Here is a 17879-nt window from a genome sequence, read left to right on the forward strand (position 1 = left end):
GGGAAGACGCGGTCGCCCGCTAGTCGGAGATCAACACGAAACCGGCCGTAGCGAAGTGCTGGTCGAGGGCCAACGCTTCACGGATCCCCAACTCAGCCATGACGACGAAGCTCACCGCGTCTGTAAGCGAGAAGCGCTGGTCGCTGAACCGTTCCAACCAGTTGCTGAGTGCCGCCTCTTCGCGCTCGGCCGTGCTGTACTCCACAGAGTTGGGAGGCTGTCGCACGGTACGCGCGAACGTGAGCGCTATGTCCCGACCAGCCCGGCGCAAGAGCAGCGCGTGCGTCTCCGCGAGCACCAGGTTCGTTGTCACGATCCGTGCCCCCGCATGCACCCGCGCCCGCAGAGCGGCCGCGAGCAGTTCATGGTCCGAGTGCAAGGAGTCGGCCAAGGGATACCAAGCGCTCGTGTCGACGAAAAGTGGGCCCCTCATTGATCCTCGGCTCCAGCCGAACGCCAGGATGCCTCCTCATCGTCCGCCAGCACGCGGTCGTGCTCTCGAGCCTCATCTACTCCACCTGCCCGGACTGCCGAGGAGGGTCCGACGATTCCGATGACGCAGAGCGCGGGATGTTGTTCCGGATCGGTCATCTGTCGCTCGAGCGCCTCGAGCCCACGGCGCAGCACATCGGACTTCGTCGTGTCCAACTCCTTGGTGAGCCGGGCGAGGCGCTCCCGTTCCTCCGAACGCAAGTACACCTGCACCGGTTCGGCCGCCCGTGGAGGACGGGACTTGGAATCATGATAGTGCTTCATGAATCATGATACGTGATCAGTGTATCCAGTCAAGGCCAGCGCTGGTCTTCCACGTGTGCCCGTCAACCGTTGCGACGACGGGTGTGCGGCCCCAGCCTTCCGTGACGGAGGGACCACTTGCTGGACCACCCTGTGTGGAGGAATCGATGCCCCGCGTTCACGTACGTCTCAGCCTGGCTGTCCTGACCGGCGTCGCCACGCTCGCGTTCACTCCCACCCAGAGCGCCGACGACACGCTACTGGGCTTCACCGCCGAGAGCACACGCGTGCAGCGCGATCTCGAGGCGCGCTTCGACGCGCAACTCGACGCCGACAACCTTCGAGACTGGATGCGGCAGCTCAGCCGCCATCCCACCCACGTCGGGTCGCCGGGCGCAAAAGCCAACGCCGAGTGGATCGCCGAGCAGTTCCGGTCCTGGGGCTTCGACACACGGATCGACGAGTATCAGGTCCTCTTCCCCACGCCCCGGGAGCGTATGGTGGAGCTTGTGGCTCCCACACGCTACATGCTCAGGCTCGCCGAGCCCGTGCTGGAAGCCGACGCCACGTCGGGTGTGACCCAGGACCGGCTGCCCCCGTACAACGCTTATTCCGCGGATGGCGACGTCGAGGCGGAAGTGGTCTACGTGAACTACGGAATTCCCGGCGACTACGAGGAGCTCGAGCGCCGCGGGATCGACGTTCGCGGCAAGATCGTACTCGCGCGCTACGGCGGATCATGGCGCGGCATCAAGCCGAAGGTGGCGGCAGATCGGGGCGCCATCGCCACGCTCATCTACTCCGACCCCCGCGATGACGGATACTTCCAGGGCGATGTGTATCCCGACGGCCCCTATCGCATGGAGCACGGTGTCCAGCGAGGCTCGGTCGAGGACATGCCCCAATATCCCGGGGATCCGCTCACCCCCGGCGTAGGCGCCACTGCCGATGCCGAGCGGTACACCGTGGAGGAGTCCCCCACGATCATGAAGATCCCGGTGCTCCCCATCTCCTACGGCGACGCCAAGCCAATCCTGGAGGCCTTGGAGGGTCCGGTCGCGCCCGCGTCGTGGCGGGGGGCTCTGCCCCTCACCTATCACCTCGGTCCAGGCCCCGCACGGGTTCACATGAGGGTGGCGTTCAACTGGGACCTGACGCCCGCCTATGACGTGATCGCCGTCCTACGTGGGTCGGAGTACCCCGATCAGTGGGTCATCCGTGGAAACCACTTCGACGGATGGGTGTTCGGCGCTGGGGATCCCTTGAGCGGCATGGTCGCCCTCCTGGAGGAAGCCCGCGTGGTCGGAGAGCTGGCGCGATCGGGATGGAGGCCGAAGCGAACCATCGTGTACACAGCGTGGGATGCTGAGGAGCCCGGACTTCTGGGGTCGACCGAATGGGCCGAGCACCACCGGGACGAGTTGCAGGACAAGGCCGTGGCGTACATCAATACTGACGGGAACGGCCGCGGCTTCTTGGGCGTCGGTGGGTCTCACACACTGGAACGCTTCGTAAACCAGATCGGCCCCGACGTGCAGGACCCACAGACTGGCGTCTCGGTGCGAGAGCGGCTGAGGGCCCGGATTCTGGTGAGCGATGACAGCGAAGCGGCCGCTCGCACCGACCTTCCTATCTCTCCGCTCGGGTCGGGGTCGGACTACACTCCATTCCTCCAGCACCTGGGTATCGCATCGTTGAACATCGGGTACGGCGGTGAGAACGGAGGCGGATCGTACCATTCCATCTTCGACTCCTTCGATCACTACACGCGCTTCGGCGATCCCACGTTCGAGTATGGAGTCGCGCTCGCCGAGACGGCCGGGCGGGCCACACTGCGCCTGGCCAACGCGGACGTGATCCCGCTGCGATTCGGCAACTTCGCCGACAACGTGCGCACGTACCTGAACGAAGTGGAGCAGTTGGCCGAGACCATGCGGACCGAAACGGTACGCCATAACCGCCTGGTAGACGAAGGGGCCTTCGTCCTGGCCGCCGACCCCACCAAGACCTACGTGCCCCCCGACAGGAAGGAGCCCGTACCTTACCTGAACTTCGCTCCCCTCCAGAACGCCATCACGCGTCTGGAAGGGGCGGCCGCCCAGTACGACGAACGACTCGCTTCGACGATGGGCCACTGGGGCCAAAGCGGCGTGGACAGGGACGTGGCCGACCGGTTGAATGACATCCTGCAGGGAATGGAGCAGCGCATGACGCGCCGCGAGGGGCTGCCGCGGCGCCCCTGGTACCGCCACATGATCTACGCGCCGGGCTTCTGGACCGGGTATGGCGTGAAGACGCTTCCTGGCGTGCGGGAGGGCATCGAGGAGCGGGAGTGGGAGGAGGTGCGGCTCTTCGTACGGGAGATCGCCGCGGCGTTGGACCGGGTGAGCGATGGGCTGGAGGAGGCGGTGGAGGTGCTCGGCTAGGGCTCAACTACGGGGTGGATCGCGAGCGGAACTCACACCTCTGCGACCTGGACCCCCGTGTGTTCGCGGACGGCGCGGGCGAGCTGTGCATCGGCCGTGTGGAACGGCGCCTCGAAGGCGTCCGCCAGCGCCACGTACACGGCATCATATGCGGAGAAGTTGTCGCGCATCTCGAACACGCGGTCGAGAAACGGGAGGTGAGAGAGGCGCTCGATCGGGAGCTCCATATAATGACGAAGGGCGGCTCGTGCCCGGTCGGCATCCGCTAGCCGACGGCGGACGACACTGCGTAGGGCCAAAACAATCTCGAGATCACAGACATGCGGTACGAGAATCTCGCAAGCCTCGTTCTCGACCATCTCCACCACCAGCGGGTGACTGGGTGGGTCCAAGATGAATCCGACGATGGCTGAGGCATCGAAGACGACCGCCTGCATCATCCCGAGCGCGCGTCACGTTCTTCCCGGATCAGGTCCGAGATCGGCAGATCGAGCTTGACGGGCTCCAGCTCCATGATTCGCCGCACGACTTCCGCGCGAGGCGGCCGACGGACTTCGCGTTCCAGAATCTGCTGGACGTACGCGGTCAAGCTCTGACCGCGTAGGCTCGCCCTGCGCACCAACTCGCGGTGGAGAGGCTCAGGGACATTTCTAACCTGGATCATCACAGACATGCTCGAGGCTTGCACATGCGCGACACATGTGCAAGCCGCCGGCTAGCGTTAGGCGTCCCACGGCAGTCCCGTGTCATCGTCAGCCGCGGAGACAGGCTCGTCGCCGGTCTCGTCGGACTCGTCGAGCATGGAACGGATCTCCTCCGTGAAGAGGACGCGGTTGATGGCCTCGTCTACCGCCTCCCAGTCGCTCTCCATTTCGACGACCTCCTTGAGGCGATCGAGCTTGAACTCCTGGATCTTCACGTTCCTCCAACGAACGGTCACGAGCGTCTCCCCTTCTCTCCCGGCACCGGTGACTAGGGCGGTCGGCCCGCCGCAGCCTCCGGGCGTGGTCAAGGAAGAATGATACGCGGTCGGGGGAGCGAGCGGATGGCTAAATGAGCCCCCGGCGTCCAAGGCGCTCCCGACTCCGCCAACGCCTCTTCCACTGCCAACAACCTCCCGTCGATGAGCTCGATGAGCTCCAGCTCCAGCACCGCGAAGTCCCGCTGGGCGATCTCGATGTTCATCCGTTGCGTCGCGGTGGGGTTCTGGCGCGTCGACCAGTGCCCTCCGATCACGTTTCCGACCCGGTTGGAGATCGTAGGCACGCTCGACTCGTTGAGCGATCCGCGAATCGGGTCGTCCTGGAGCCGCAGCGACAGACCATCCAGCGTCCGCCCGATCTCGTCCATGCGACCGAACAGTGCGGGATCCGCGCGCGGGGTCTGAACCAGCGCGGCCCGCATGTAGCGCAGGCGCTCCCGCACGCGTGTAATCTCACCGCCTGCCGCACTCACCCGACGGGACAGCTCGCTCGTCTGGTATTGGAAGTCCGCTACGGCCACGAAGTCCGTGCCCGGAGGCGCGTTTGGCACGGGCTTCACCTCGAAGCTCTGCACGCCACCGATCTCCTCGACGCCATCGGCGGAAACCAACACCATTTGCACCGAGTACGTGCCTGGAGCTGTTAGGGGACCAAAGGGGTCGGTCACCCACGGCGGCGTGAAGCTCGGTGTGGAGAGGTCGATCGGATTCGGCGCGGGACGCCTGAGGTCCCACGTGACACGGTGCAAGCCGGCGCGGGCAGGGCCTTCGACCCAACGCACGGGATCGCCTGCCGCATCGGAAACTTGAAGCAGCACCCTGGCCCCGCTCTCCGCCGCCTCCGCACGGAGCACTTCGTAGCCAGGGAACGGCGCATCGCCGCCCCGTTCCCTCAGCTCGCGCTCCGTGGTCTCCCGCATGTCGCTCGGGTTCTGGCTTGCCTCCTTCAGGTAGTACGTGAAGGTCGCCCCGAAGTCGGGGTTAGGCGCGGCGTAGGCGGTACTGCCCAGCGTGGGTCGCCCCTGGGCCTGGTTGGTCGCATACGGCACGTACCACCAGGCATCGCGCACGGGCATGACGCCACCTTCGCCCTCGAGCGCGCCGTTCGCGATCTCCCGAAGCGGGCTGTAGTCGTCCAGGATATAGAAGCCACGCCCGAAGGTGGCGCCGACCAGGTCGTCGTCGCGGCGGTGAATCTTGATATCGCGGAACGCGATCGTCGGGGCTCCGGCCGACAGCATGTGCCAATTCTCACCCCGGTTCGGTGAGAAGTAGATGCCGTATTCAGCCGCCAGAAAGAGCAGATCGGGGATCACATGATCCTGCTGGATGGCCCAGAGGATCGTGCCGTCCGGCAAATCCCCCCGGATCGACGTCCAGCTCGCCCCGTTGTCCGTGCTCTCGAACACGTAGGGGCTGTAGTCGCCCTGTTTGTGCGCGTCGGCAAGCGCGAAGACCGTGCCCGACGAATGCAGGTCCGCCTCGACCTTGTTGATGAACGAGCGCTCGGGCACCCCGGGAAGCGGCGCAGCGCGGGTCCACGTCTGCCCACCGTCAGTGGAGGCGTGGATCAGGCCGTCGTCCGAGCCCGTATAGAGCAGACCCTCTGTGATGGGCGACTCCGAGATCGTCGTCACCGTGGCGTACTGCGACATCGCGCCGTTGTCGTGCATCGCGTCCAGCTCCCAGACGCGGCCCATATACGGTAGCTCGTATCGATTGGTGTTCGTGGTCAGGTCACCGCTGACAGCAGTCCATGAGTCGCCCCGATCGGAGCTGCGCCAGAGTCGCTGCGAGGCGAAGTAGAGCCGGTCGGAGTCATGCGGGCTGATCATGATCGGCGAATCCCAATTCCAACGCTCCGGCGGATCGCCAGGGGCTGGCTGCGGCTGGATCCGGATCGACTCCTCACTTCTGCGATCGGTGCGGTACAGGTTCCCCTGCTGCGTCATGAGATAGAGGACGTCCGGATCCGACGGATCGATCTGGACGCCGTAGCCGTCGGCGCCCATGGGGAAGTGCCAGTCCGAGTTGCGCACGCCCTCGGTGTTCATCGTGCGCGCCGGGCCCCAGAGCGTGCCCAGGTCCTGCGCCCCACCCAGGATCTCGTAAAACGGCTCCGAGTTGGAGAGAGCGACCTTGTAGAACTGCGAGATGGGCATGTTCGGGAAGTGCCGCCAGGTCGTGCCCTGATCGAAGGTCTCGTAGAGCCCCGCGTCGGTGCCCGCAAGCATGTGCTGCGTGTTGTCCGGATCGATCCAGAGCGCGTGGTTGTCCGAGTGCTTCTCGCGCCCCGTGCCCAGGTTGTCGAAGGTCGTCCCGCCGTCGCGCGTGATCTGGAAGAAGACGTCCATCTGGATCACGAGGTCGGGGTCGGTGGGCGACGCCTCGATCTCCTGGTAGTAGTGGGGGCCCGTGCCTCCGGAGATGTAGCCGTTCCGGCGCTGCCAGCTCTCACCCTTGTCCGTCGAGCGATAGAAGCCGCGCTCGGCGTCGTCCGCCTCGATGGTGGCGTACACGAGGTCCGGGTCGGCCAGCGTCACGGCAAGGCCGATCTTACCCATATCACCCTTCGGGAGTCCGGTTGTCACCTCTCGCCAACTGTCCCCGCCATCGGTCGACTTGTAGATGCCCGAGCTCTCGCCCCCGGACATCAGGCCCCAGACGTGCCTGCGCCGCTGGTATGCCGCGGCGTACACGACGGCGGGATCGCTCGGGTCGAACTCGAGGTCCGTGACCCCCGTGTTCTCGTCGATGTCGAGCACGTGGCTCCACGTCTCCCCGCCATCGCTCGTCTTGAAGACGCCCCGCTCTCCTCCGGATGCCCACAGCGGGCCCTCGGCGGCGACCAGCACGGTACTCCCATCACCCGGGTGGATGAGGATCTTGCCGATGTGCTCGGAGGATTCCAGGCCGACGTTCTGCCAGGTCGCGCCGCCATCTCTACTTCTGTAGACACCTGATCCCCAGCCCACGTGGCGACCGCTGACGTTCTCGCCCGTGCCGACCCAGACCACCTCAGGGTTCGTGGGGTCGATCGCAACGGTGCCGATCGAATAGCTCGGCTGATCGTCGAAGACGGGGGTCCACGTCGTGCCAGCGTTGGTGGTCTTCCAGAGACCTCCGGAGCCAACGGCGACGTACCAGACGGACGTGTTCTCCGGGTCGACCTTGATGTCGGCGATGCGGCCTCCGGCGACGGCGGGGCCAACCTCACGGAGTTTCAGAGAATCGAGGGCGTCCGCAATCTGGGCGGTGGCCTGAGCCGCGGCAGCGGCCGGGACGATCGCCGTGGCGGCCAGCGCGCCGAGGACGACGGTCTGGGCGAGGAAACGCATGGGCTACCTACTTCTGGACAGGGAGGCGTGGATCCCAGGGACCATGCTCAGCGCTACGCGGGTCGGCAAGGGCCCGAAGCGCTAGGGCTTCTTCTCCCTCAGTCCTTGCAACGGTGGCCGCCAATCGCCTTCGGGAACGCCGGGACCACGGCGACCCCAGACCCCACTGTGACTGGGCCCCGGCTGACCGGCCTCTCCCTTCAGGTGACACACGACGAGCTTCTCGACGACGTTCATGGCGGGCAGCATCGAATGAAGGCTCACGCTCTTGCCGAAGGCACCTCGCTCAAGTAGTCGATCTCTGAGCTCCCAATAGCCGAAGTCGTCATCGGTGACGCACACCAGGTCCTCGGCACGAAGGAACGACGGAAGCGCCGACTCATAGGGCACGGTTCCGTCGCCGGTGTCGACTGGTCTCGCTGTAATGAAGCCATTGTCGTCCTTGGAGCCATTGGGGTAGCCCTGCTTCCGCCCCACCGAGCCCAGATCGAATCGCGGAACGCCGTCGTCACTCTCGATATGGAGGTTGACCCGGGTCTTCTCTCCCACACCCACGACCGCCATCCAGTCGCTTCGCGTCATCCCGCACCGAGCCAGACTCAGTCGACCCACGCGGGCGCGATGGGCCGACGCCTCCGACAGCAACCGTTGGAACAAGTCCGTGGCCATGGCGGTCAGCTCGTCCGCGGCTCGGTCCTGACCCTGAAGTCCATGCAGCCGGATGTACTCGGAGATCGTCTGGACAACCGACGGCTGCCAAGCTCGGTGACGGAAGAGATCTCGGATCAGGCCGGGATCCGCGGTGACGGCCTGGCGGAAGCGGGGGAGTAGGTAGTGCAAGGCGGGCGTAAGCCTGGCGACCTCTCGCTCACGGCTTGCCGAGCTCCCCAGCTCGCTCAGCCCCGTCGCCATCTTCATGACCGCTTCGAAGGAACCCCGAAACGGCGCCCCGAGCGTCGAAACTCTTCTGACCCGTGCACCTCGAGTGGCTTCGACGTAGCCGGCGATCAAGACTCCGCCCATCGAGTGACCCACGAGATCGACCGTCCCGTTTGCGCGCGTGTACCCTGCCGCGTGGTAGTGCCGAAGCAGGGCTGTGCGAGCGACGACCTCAGTAACGAAGTCGCCCAGCTCCTGTTCGGTCACGGACAGCGACTGCCGCCAGTCGTACGGAAAAGCGAACACTGGGACGGGCCGGTCCGCGGTAGGCGAGAGGTCGTGCCGGAGATCCTCGATGAAGTCGCCGTAAGGAAAGCCGAACACTTTGTCGACTACGACGCGCGCGGGCTCCCTCAACTCGTAGCGGGTGTCGTCCGGGTGTAGTTCCACACGCTCCCAAGACTTCCGGAGCATTCCCCAGACCCCCTCGGTACCCACCGGATACTCATCGCGCAAGCTGGTCGCGGTAATACCGGGCACGACGACGACGGGGGGTTGCAGCTGGGCCATGAGATTTCCCATCTAGAATAGCGCGACTGGCCCCCAGGGGGCAGAGCAGATAGGATACGCGCTGTCCCGGTGGCGGGCAACCCGAAGAGGTGTCGAAGGTCGGTGAGTGCCGCGTGTTCGCCCGCCTTACCTCCCTCTCACCTCGATGTCCGGCGCGATGCCCTCGCCCTCGACGGCCCACTCGCCGTTCACGTCGAAGAAGCCGCCCCGGGGAGCCACGAACCCCCCACCATCGATCAGCGGTGGCGTATCCCAAGTGCCAACGAGGCCTCCCCAGGTCCTAGTCCCCACCAGCGGACCGACTTCCTTGAAGCGGAACAGGTAAGGCATCAGGTCTCCCCCCGACCCCGCCCTCTCGTTGATGATCATCACCTTCGGCCCCCACAGCCCTGCCATCGGCTGCGTGAAGGCCATCGTGTATCGGGCCTTCGTCGTGGAGGGCGTCGGCCGCAGCCTCGGTCGCCAGGACCCTGTGCGCCCGTGCCGGCAATGACGCACGCCGTCAGCGCGACCGCCTCGGGGGCGGCTGGTCGCTATTCGAGATATTCGTGTGCAGGCGCCAATCTCCGTCTCGACGGCGCCAAACGCCGACGAACTTTCCGATCTGCACTTCGGCTGGACGGAGAGTATCAGCCGTGAATCGATACGAGCCTCGCACGACTGAGAGATAATGCGTCGCTACGTCCTCCTACAGCGTTCTCGTTCCGGTCGAGGGAGGTACGAACCGGGAGCCGATCTCGATCCGAGTCGATCGCGGGAACGTGCGCAGCAACGACTGCCGCCTGTTCGGCGACCAGCCCGGCTAAGCCTGGTCCGCGGCAAGAACCCTCTCGATCTCCCTGGCCGAGGGTCGAGCCCGCGGGACCGGCTCACCGCTCTCGCTTGTGCTCTCGCTGGCGATGGTGACTCGCAGCGCCTTGAGCCCGGAGATGCCGGGCAGGTCCTCCAGTTCAAGCTCGTCCAGCCCCGGGGCGAAGTAGCCCTTATTCTGGAGGAAATCGACGTACCGCCTGTACTCGGCGCCCTCACTGGCCGTGGAATACACGATGGTGAGCCGGCCCGGCTGGGTTACGCGCTCCTTTGTCCCTCGCACGAGGGCCTTGTCGATCCTCTTCTTGACGATCTCGTATCGGATGTCGTGCGCCCCGTCTACGTCGAAGCGCTTCTCATCGACGCGGAACCGGATCGAGAGCGGCTGATGCTGCACGAGGACGAGGTGGGTCGCCTCGAGAGGCACGGGCAAGTCGCCCTTCATACGGGCAAGCTCCCACTCGATCCGGCATGTCGTCATGAGCTGCCAGATCCGGAGATTGCGCAGATAGAGCTCATCGAAGAGTCCGTCCTCGCGGAGCTGGGCGCCGACGTAGATGTTGTGGTCCACTCCGTCCGTCCTGAACTTCTCGAAGAAGTGAGGGAACATGGCCTGGGCACGTTCCTCCTCCGCATCGAGCGTTGCCGAGATAGCGTCGTTTATGGCCGCCACGCTCAGCTCGAAATCCTTGCGACGCCGGTAGACGATGTTCAGGTCATCGTCCAGCGCCTCGCGATAGGCGGCGACGCGCTCGGCCACATCACTCCCGTAGGTCTCGATTTCTCCAAAGAGCGGCTCTACATCACGCCGGAGGAGCTCCAAGACGCCCGATTCGTCGTCCGACCGGAGGTCGGATTCGATCTGGTCGAGATGCTGCGTCAGTAAGTATCCGACTTCCTCGAGTGCGGGCAGCGGTTGGATCTGCCCCGCCGCATTGATTACGTCCAACGCCAGCTGGAGCTGCTCCCTCAAGTCTTCCCGAATGGCCTCGTTGCGTATCCGCGACGAGCCGCGAATGTCGGCCAGACCGTAGAGTGGATACACGTCGTTGAATACGATCTGATCGAGCTCGGGGCTCACCTCCCCGCGCTCCCCTTGCTCCAGGTAGTTCAGCGCGGCTTCCCGGAAACGCCATTCAACGGCCGGGTGGATCGCCGTGTACTTCCGCTTGATCAGGGCCTGCACACGATCGTCGAGCTCGTCCAGGTTGCGCTTGAGCGTGGTGGCGAAAAGGGGAACGACGTCCACCAGTCTTCGAGCGTTGAAGGCGTTGAGGTCTCCCGGCCTCGGGGAGGCGAGCTCCATGAGGCCGACCAGCTTGCCCTCGACGTGAAGCGGATAGATGAGCAGGCTACGGTGTCCATGCTTCCGAAGGTGGTGCTCGTAGCCGGTGCGTACTCTCGACTTCTTCAGATCCTGCACGATGACCGGGTCGGTACCGCGAAAGACGGCTGCATAATGGGAACTGGCCCGGTTTGGGCACGTGGGGGCGCACTCGTCACAGAGGAGCAGGCTCCTGCCCACCGCCCTCGCACCGTCGATGGCATCAACGTCCGCTCGCCGGTCGAAGGCGATAAGACCGAGGCTGAGCTCCGGGCGACCCAGGAGGTTGCGAATGCGACGCTGGAGCCGATCGACCTTTTCGGGCGACGCCATCGAATCCTTCTCGATGAGGTCGTTCTTGAGTCGCGAAATCACCTCGTGCGGTGTCACGTCCACGGCGGTGATCACCGTCATCCCATCGAACTCGAAGGCGTCTGGAGGGAGAGTCTCAGTCCACAGGTCGACGTCGGTCGGCTCGGCCAGCAGGCGTGCTATGACCTCCGAAGACGGCTTTTCGATATCCCGAACGAGCCGGACCGAAACGAACCGTGGATCGATGCTCAACGAGAAGTGCCTGTCCAGCCCAACCTCCTCATCGCGGACGGTCATGACCATCGCGTATTGGAGGTCTGCCTCGACTCCGACCCACTCCTCGAGCAGGAATTCGTAGGCCCACATGAGCTTCCCGAAGAGCAATTGGTCCGGCGGGATGTTCAGGTGCTCGTGGAAGCGCTCACTCTCGCCGAACCCGAGTCGTCGCCAACCCGGTGACTCGTAGAAGGGGACGGTCCCAAAGGGCTCGACGGCTATGGCGTAGTAATCGTCGTCCCGACCGGCCGGGACCATGGCGGTCATTAGGAGGTCGATAAGCTCCCGGTGCGTCTCCAGCACCGAGCGATCGTCAATGATCTGCCGCAGCTCGGGAGCCTCGCTGAGCCTCTCTACGATCACGCGAGCCGAGGGCGCATGGAGGGAACTCGGGTCCCCAGCCTGTCGCTCCCAGAAGTCGATCAGGTGCGACAAGCTCAGGCGTGTCCCGAACGGAAACTCCTCGATCAGCGAAGGGCTGGACATGATCGGCCGATACCTCCCAGCGTGGGGCCGCGGGTTTCACCGCGAACAACCCAATACCCCGACGGAGCCCGAGGATCCCGCGACTCCACCCCCGCTCGCGATCCACTAGTGTATATGCCGGATGCCCTTCCCCACCAGCCAATAGTTCACAGGCCAAGCCGCGATGAAGCCGGCCAAGAGGGCCAGACCCATGCCCAGCCAGAAGATGGGGCTGCTCAATCCTGCGCCCATCACTCCGGGCGTATAGAGCTCCACCAGCACTTCGGTCGCCTCCATCACGGCGATGCTCAGCCCCTCCGCAGGGAGCTTGCGACCCGCCTGGGCAACGTTGACCTTCGCATATCTGAAAACGCAGGAGGGACGTCCATGCTCGACACCTCTCGCATGAGTGCAGATGGGAAGCGACGCGCCGTGCCACCACGGGCGGCTGGGACGGTACGGACACTGCTTGCGGTCATCGGCCTAGTCACGTGCTTCGCACACTCGTTGCTTGCACAGGCCGCCGACCATGGAGAAGTGGTGGCCGCAGGCGAGCGCTATCGCGCCGGGCCCCTCCATCGGTGGATCCTGGGTCGGCACTACCGCGATGTGTGGACCCAGATCATCCAGGTGGAGCTGCTCGACCTGTCGTCGTTCGCCGGGGGACTCGAGCCACTTCGGACGGGGGGAGGGCTACAGACGAGATCCTTGAGGTTCATGGGCGCGGACGGCCGGGAGTACAGCTTCCGCTCCGTCGACAAGGATCCCTCGGCCGTGCTCGACCCACTTCTTCGTGGGACGGTCGTCAACGAGCTCGTTCAGGACGGGATCAGCGCGGCCCACCCCTATGGCGCGCTGGTCGCTGCGCCACTCCTGGAAGCGGCGGGAGTCCTGCACGTGGAGCCCCAGCTCAGGCTCATGCCGGACGATCCTGCGCTCGGAGAGTTCAGGGAGGAGTTCGCCGGCGTTCTGGGACTCATCGAGGAACGTCCCGACGAGAATCAGGGTGACCGCACATCGTTTGCAGGGACTGCCCGCGTGATCGCCAGTGAGACGTTGACCGAGCGCCTCGATCGGGGCCCCAGTGACCTGGTCGACAGCGGAGCGTTTCTCACTGCTCGACTCGTCGATGTCTTTCTCGGCGACTGGGATAGGCACCGGGGACAGTGGCGGTGGGCGACCTACAGCGAGGCGGAGCCCAGGACATGGCTACCCGTGCCGACCGATCGCGACCAGGCGTTCTCCAAGTTCGACGGCGCTGCGACTCGAATCGTGAGCTTGTACATGCCGCAGTTCGTTCGCTTCGAGGAAAGCTACCCGAACATCACGCGATTGCACTGGAACGCGCGGGCCTTGGACCGGTGGTTCTTGTCCGGGCTCGAGCGACAGGTGTGGGACTCAGTGGGGACCGCACTGCAGGCGCGACTCACGGACGAGGTGATCGAGGAAGCCGTGCGACAGCTGCCGCCCGAGATCCACGCGCTCGGCGGTGAGGAACTCGCCCGCACGCTGCGAGTGAGGAGGGACCTGCTCAATGAGGCGTGGGACGAGTTCTACCGACTGCTCGCCGACAAGGTCGACATCCACGCCACCAACGCCGACGAAGTAGTCGTGGTCGATCGCTCGGAGTCGGGTCGCGTCGGAGTGACGATCACCGCGCCCGATCATCTGGAAGCAGCGTATTTTCAGCGTCGCTTCGACGCCACGGAAACGGACGAGATCAGGATCTACTTAGGGGGCGGCGATGACCAGGTAGTGGTGCGGGGAGGCGCCTGGTCGAATATCACGATCCGGATCATCGGCGGGGCAGGAGACGACCGCTATGAATTCGGGTCGGATGGACAGCGAGTGCGACTCTACGATCACGAGGGCGTCAACCAGGTATCGGGCAGCGGATCTCAGCCGATCGACGACAAGGAGTTCGACGAGTGGGTCTGGACGGAAGAGGACCGAGATCAGCCCCGCGATTGGGGCAGCAGTACGCTGCCGATCTTCTGGTCGTTGTACTCGTCCGATCTCGGACTCTTCCTGGGGGGTGGAGCCCACTTCGAGCGCTACGGCTTCCGGAAGCCACCGTACGCATCGGCGTTCGACGTCCGAGGCGGGTACACGCCAACCCTCCGTAAAGGACGGGTCGAGATCGAGGGACGCCTGAACCAAGAGAACTCCCGCCTCTTCTGGACGTTGGGGGGCCGTATCTCACGGCTGGACGTCCTCCACTATTTCGGGCTTGGTAACACGACGCCCACCGGTGCACAGTCGTTCCATAAGGTCGACCAGACAGCAGCCTCTTTCGCGCTCGGGCTCGGGGTCTCGCCGAGCTCCCGGTTCGTGTTGTCGGGTGGCCTGGCGCTCGAGCGGTTCAGCACAGGCGAGAACACCGGGCGCTTCTACAATACTTTGGACTCGATCTACGGGAACGGCCAGTTCATCCAGCTCGGTGCCACGGCTAGCCTCGTCATAGACCCGTTCATCGATTCCGAGACCACCGGCAACCGTATCCGCGTCTCGCTCATCGGCACGGCCTTCCCGGACCTGCTCGACGTCGAGCGGACGTTCGGCAGGGCCGGCGCCGAGGTATCCACTCTGTTGGCGCCCTCTCTCGACCCCTGGATTTCGCTCGCTCTGCGGGCGGGTGGTGAGCAGGTCTGGGGTCGATTCCCGTGGTATGAAGCAGCCTTCCTCGGGGGTAATTCGACGATCCGCGGATGGGCCGACCAGCGCTTCGCCGGAGATGCCGCCGCATTCGCCAGCGCCGAGCTCCGGCTCCGGTTCTGGCGTCCGCAGGTCCTGGTGCCCGTCGGGACAGGGGTGTTCGGCTTTGCCGACGCGGGACGCGTGTCCCTTGCTGGGTCCTCACCCGGAGGATGGCATACCAGCCTTGGCGGAGGTCTCTGGTTTCAACCAGTCCGTCAGCCCTACATCGTTCGCGCGGGAATCGGAGTCAGTGACGAATCCACGAAGTTCTTCGTCATTCTCGGGCTGCCGTACTAGACAGCGACGAGACATAGCAGGGCGACGCGTGTTGACCGGGGCTATGACGGAGCGAATATGGGTTCCCGAAGTCCCCCGACGCCCCACCAAAGGCAGACTAATAGCCAAGCGATGGCCAACGCGCCGTGGAACGCCCGATCGTCGCTGCGTCTCCCGATGGCAAACGCCACGGCAAACACCACGAGAGAAGCCAGGCGGAGCGGGTCCCAATCGGAGCCGAGCGCCCGCTGCTGCAACACAGCGTTCGCGAAATCGACCGCCTGAAACACCAGCCATACCATGAAGAACCGAGATCGATTACTCTCGAAGTGAGCGCGGAAGTCGATGATCTCCGCACCTCTCACTGGGTAGAGCAGTCCGCTCATCAGGTACAGGACCACGGAGTACGCCACGAGGTCCAGGAAGTGGAGCAGCGTCCACACTTGGACGTCGGTGAGGCTGAAGTTGAACCACCAGACCAAGAGCGTCGTAATGAACACGTTGGCCGTCCACACAGCATGAATCCAATCGACTCGTTCGCGGACCCTCGTGTCCAGGATCAGCGAGACGCCGCTAAGGAGGTGAACGACGGCGAGGCCAAGTATCACTGAGACGAAGACGGTCAGATACTCGTATGGATCCATGATCAGCTAGCTCCGGGATTGGCGTCCTCGGCGAGATGCCGACCCGAGTGATGTGGGGCCGAATGCCAAGAGTGGCGCAACGCTGAGAGGCACTCAACCCCCCGGGTTCCGCTCAAGATCCGGGAACTCCGACTCGAAGGCGTGGAACCACGGCACGTCGTTCGGCCGTAGCGTAGAGTGGGTCAGCGACTCGAACAGAGCCCGGAGGCCCACTACCGCTGATCGCCGGCGGCATCGGGATCACACCGATCCTGGCCATGCTGAGGACGCTGGTCGCGAGCGGCGCGGACACGGAGGTGCACTATGCAGCCGCCGCTCCCGAACGCATGGCGTACAGAGACGACGTGGTCCAGCTCGCGGGAGATCACGCCCTGTGTTACACGGGCGGCCGGTCTTCCGAGACGGGCATGGTCTGCGGCGTGTGCTCGGGCGATAGCCCGATTCGCGTGGAGGTCGCCCGATCCGGAATGACCACCGACGTGCCGGCGGACACCACGATTCTCGACGCGATGCTCGAGGCGGGCGTGTGGACATCGTACGAGTGCCGGCGAGGCGAGTGCGGGTCCTGCACGGCCACCGTACGTCGAGGGCGAGCCGGACCACAGGGACGTGTGCCTGACCGCGGCCGACCGCGCGCGATTCATGTGCCCCCGCGTTTCGAGAGCGAAGGGCGAACGCCTGGTGCTCGATCTCTGACGGCGGCGCGAGTTGACAGCACCCGTGGGCGACAGAATTCTTGACCAGTCTCCAGCAGAAAAGGAGCGGGACATGCCAGCGTACGACTACGACGTCCTGGTCGTGGGGGCCGGACAGGGTGGACTTCCGGCTGCCCACATGGCGGCTAACCTGGGAGCCAAGGTCGCATTGATCGAGGAGCACGAGGTCGGCGGCACCTGAGTCAACGAAGGGTGCGTACCCACCAAGGCCCTACTCCGTTCGGCCGAGGTCATGCACCTGGTTGCCCGGCGGGCAGCTGAATTCGGAGTCGAGGTCGAGGGCCAAGTTCGCTTCCGCTTGGATCAGGCCGTTGCCCGCAAGGACTCGATCGTCAAAGGCATCCACAAGTCGATCTACGGCGCCCTCGACCGGCGAAAGGAAGCGATTGACTTCCTGCGAGGGGAAGCTCGTTTCCTGAACGAGCATGAGATCGAAACGGGAGATGGCCGCTTGAGCTTCGAGAAGGCCATCGTGGCCACCGGGGCGCGTCGAGTCGTACCGCCCATTCCCGGCCTCGAGGACGTCGAGTTTCTCACCAACCGAACCGCCCTCGAGTTGAATGATCTGCCCTCCAGCATGATCATCGTGGGCGGCGGCTATGTCGGCATCGAGTTCGCCCAGATGTACGGTCGTTTCGGCACTCGAGTGACTCTCCTCGGCCGTAACAGCCGGCTGGCGCCCACGGAGGATCCGGATCTGGCGCAGCTCCTGGCTGGGTATCTTCGAGAAGAGGACATCCAAGTGTATACGAATGCTCCCGTCACCTCGCTGCGCAAAGATGGGCATGAGTCGGTGGCCTCGGCTATGGTAGATGGAGAAGAGAAGGAGTTTCGCGCTGAGGTCGTGCTGCTGGCGGCCGGTCGCGTCGGCAACACCGACCGACTCGACCTAGAGGCGGCAGGAGTAGCGACCCTGGCGAAGGGCTTCGTCCAGGTAGATGATCGGCTGACCACCAGCCAGCCCAACATCTCTGCCATCGGAGACGTGAAGGGTGGGTGGATGTTTACCCACGTGGCGACCTACGACGGACCCATCGCCGCTCTCAATGCAGTAAAGGGGGCAGGGCGCAGCGTCGACTATCGGGTGGTGCCACGCGTCATCTTCAGCGATCCGGCGCTCGCCGCCGTAGGTCTGACGGAGACCGAGGCGAGCGAGCAGGGCTACGACGTGGCGGTGGGGAGCGTCCCCGTCCAGGGTGCCAGGTCCCTTGCGATCGGTGATGGCCGCGGCCGGCTCAAGGCCGTGGTGAATCGAGCCGATGGCGAAATTCTCGGATTTCACATCCTGGCCCCTCACGGGGACGACCTGCTCCACGAGGTCGTGGCGGCCATGCACGACCACGGCCGCATCGAGCGCATCGGGAAGTCCGTCCACGCCCATCCAACGTTGAGCGAGATGGTGAAGGCAGCTGCCAAGGCAGCGAACTGA

The 17879-nt window shown here is 64.7% G+C and carries 16 protein-coding genes and 1 pseudogene; 5 read left to right on the plus strand and 12 right to left on the minus strand.

What is annotated here, in order from left to right; all coding sequences use genetic code 11:
- Positions 1–19: 19 nt before the first annotated feature.
- Genes IIB36_14225 through IIB36_14235 form a run of 3 tightly spaced genes read right to left on the minus strand, consistent with a single transcriptional unit; the run spans position 20 to position 904 of the window.
- Entirely contained in the window at positions 20–433 is a 414-nt protein-coding gene (locus IIB36_14225) for a PIN domain-containing protein (GenBank protein MCH7532896.1), read from the minus strand.
- Positions 430–756 carry a hypothetical protein gene (locus IIB36_14230; protein MCH7532897.1) on the minus strand — a complete coding sequence of 109 codons (327 nt, stop codon included), beginning with the start codon at positions 754–756 and terminating at the stop codon, positions 430–432. The genes IIB36_14225 and IIB36_14230 overlap by 4 nt, the downstream gene beginning before the upstream one ends.
- Positions 757–772: 16 nt before the next feature.
- Entirely contained in the window at positions 773–904 is a 132-nt protein-coding gene (locus tag IIB36_14235; protein MCH7532898.1) for a DUF1905 domain-containing protein, read from the minus strand.
- On the opposite strand from IIB36_14235, the gene IIB36_14240 reads away from it, so the two are divergent.
- Positions 903–3161 carry a M28 family peptidase gene (locus tag IIB36_14240; GenBank protein ID MCH7532899.1) on the plus strand — a complete coding sequence of 753 codons (2259 nt, stop codon included), beginning with the start codon at positions 903–905 and terminating at the stop codon, positions 3159–3161. The genes IIB36_14235 and IIB36_14240 overlap by 2 nt on opposite strands.
- 32 nt (positions 3162–3193) lie before the next feature.
- Here IIB36_14240 and IIB36_14245 read toward each other — a convergent pair whose 3' ends face one another.
- From IIB36_14245 to IIB36_14280, 8 genes and pseudogenes are all read right to left on the minus strand, one after another.
- A complete protein-coding gene (locus IIB36_14245) occupies positions 3194–3601 on the minus strand; it encodes a type II toxin-antitoxin system VapC family toxin (protein MCH7532900.1) in 408 nt (135 codons plus the stop codon).
- Positions 3598–3825, minus strand: coding sequence for a hypothetical protein (locus IIB36_14250; protein ID MCH7532901.1), 228 nt, complete (start codon positions 3823–3825; stop codon positions 3598–3600). Before IIB36_14250 ends, IIB36_14245 begins: the two co-directional genes overlap by 4 nt.
- A 57-nt stretch (positions 3826–3882) precedes the next feature.
- A complete protein-coding gene (locus IIB36_14255; protein ID MCH7532902.1) occupies positions 3883–4101 on the minus strand; it encodes a hypothetical protein in 219 nt (72 codons plus the stop codon).
- A 68-nt stretch (positions 4102–4169) separates the two neighbouring features.
- Entirely contained in the window at positions 4170–7481 is a 3312-nt protein-coding gene (locus IIB36_14260; protein ID MCH7532903.1) for a glycosyl hydrolase, read from the minus strand.
- Positions 7482–7562: 81 nt separating this feature from the next.
- Entirely contained in the window at positions 7563–8930 is a 1368-nt protein-coding gene (locus IIB36_14265) for a hypothetical protein (GenBank protein ID MCH7532904.1), read from the minus strand.
- A gap of 126 nt (positions 8931–9056) precedes the next feature.
- Positions 9057–9338: pseudogene (locus tag IIB36_14270) on the minus strand (hypothetical protein).
- Between the two features lie 394 nt (positions 9339–9732).
- On the minus strand, positions 9733–12138 hold the full coding sequence (locus IIB36_14275; protein ID MCH7532905.1) for a GAF domain-containing protein: 2406 nt from the start codon (positions 12136–12138) through the stop codon (positions 9733–9735).
- Positions 12139–12243: 105 nt separating this feature from the next.
- On the minus strand, positions 12244–12417 hold the full coding sequence (locus IIB36_14280) for a DUF4396 domain-containing protein (protein ID MCH7532906.1): 174 nt from the start codon (positions 12415–12417) through the stop codon (positions 12244–12246).
- Positions 12418–12504: 87 nt separating this feature from the next.
- On the opposite strand from IIB36_14280, the gene IIB36_14285 reads away from it, so the two are divergent.
- On the plus strand, positions 12505–15111 hold the full coding sequence (locus IIB36_14285) for a hypothetical protein (GenBank protein ID MCH7532907.1): 2607 nt from the start codon (positions 12505–12507) through the stop codon (positions 15109–15111).
- A gap of 41 nt (positions 15112–15152) precedes the next feature.
- On the opposite strand, the gene IIB36_14290 is transcribed toward IIB36_14285, so the two are convergent.
- The gene (locus IIB36_14290) at positions 15153–15734 is read right to left on the minus strand and encodes a hypothetical protein (protein MCH7532908.1); all 582 of its coding nucleotides are present in this window, start codon (positions 15732–15734) and stop codon (positions 15153–15155) included.
- Positions 15735–15991: 257 nt separating this feature from the next.
- Between IIB36_14290 and IIB36_14295 the strand changes: the two genes are divergently transcribed.
- Genes IIB36_14295 through IIB36_14305 form a run of 3 tightly spaced genes read left to right on the plus strand, consistent with a single transcriptional unit; the run spans position 15992 to position 17879 of the window.
- Positions 15992–16474 carry an iron-sulfur cluster-binding domain-containing protein gene (locus IIB36_14295; protein ID MCH7532909.1) on the plus strand — a complete coding sequence of 161 codons (483 nt, stop codon included), beginning with the start codon at positions 15992–15994 and terminating at the stop codon, positions 16472–16474.
- 28 nt (positions 16475–16502) lie between these two features.
- Entirely contained in the window at positions 16503–16631 is a 129-nt protein-coding gene (locus tag IIB36_14300) for an FAD-dependent oxidoreductase (protein MCH7532910.1), read from the plus strand.
- Positions 16632–16682: 51 nt separating this feature from the next.
- Positions 16683–17879 (plus strand): NAD(P)/FAD-dependent oxidoreductase, encoded by a 1197-nt coding sequence (locus IIB36_14305; GenBank protein ID MCH7532911.1) that lies wholly within the window; start codon positions 16683–16685, stop codon positions 17877–17879.

This window comes from Gemmatimonadota bacterium, assembly GCA_022560615.1.
In the GTDB taxonomy this organism is placed as follows: Bacteria; Gemmatimonadota; Gemmatimonadetes; order Longimicrobiales; family Gaopeijiaceae; genus UBA1138.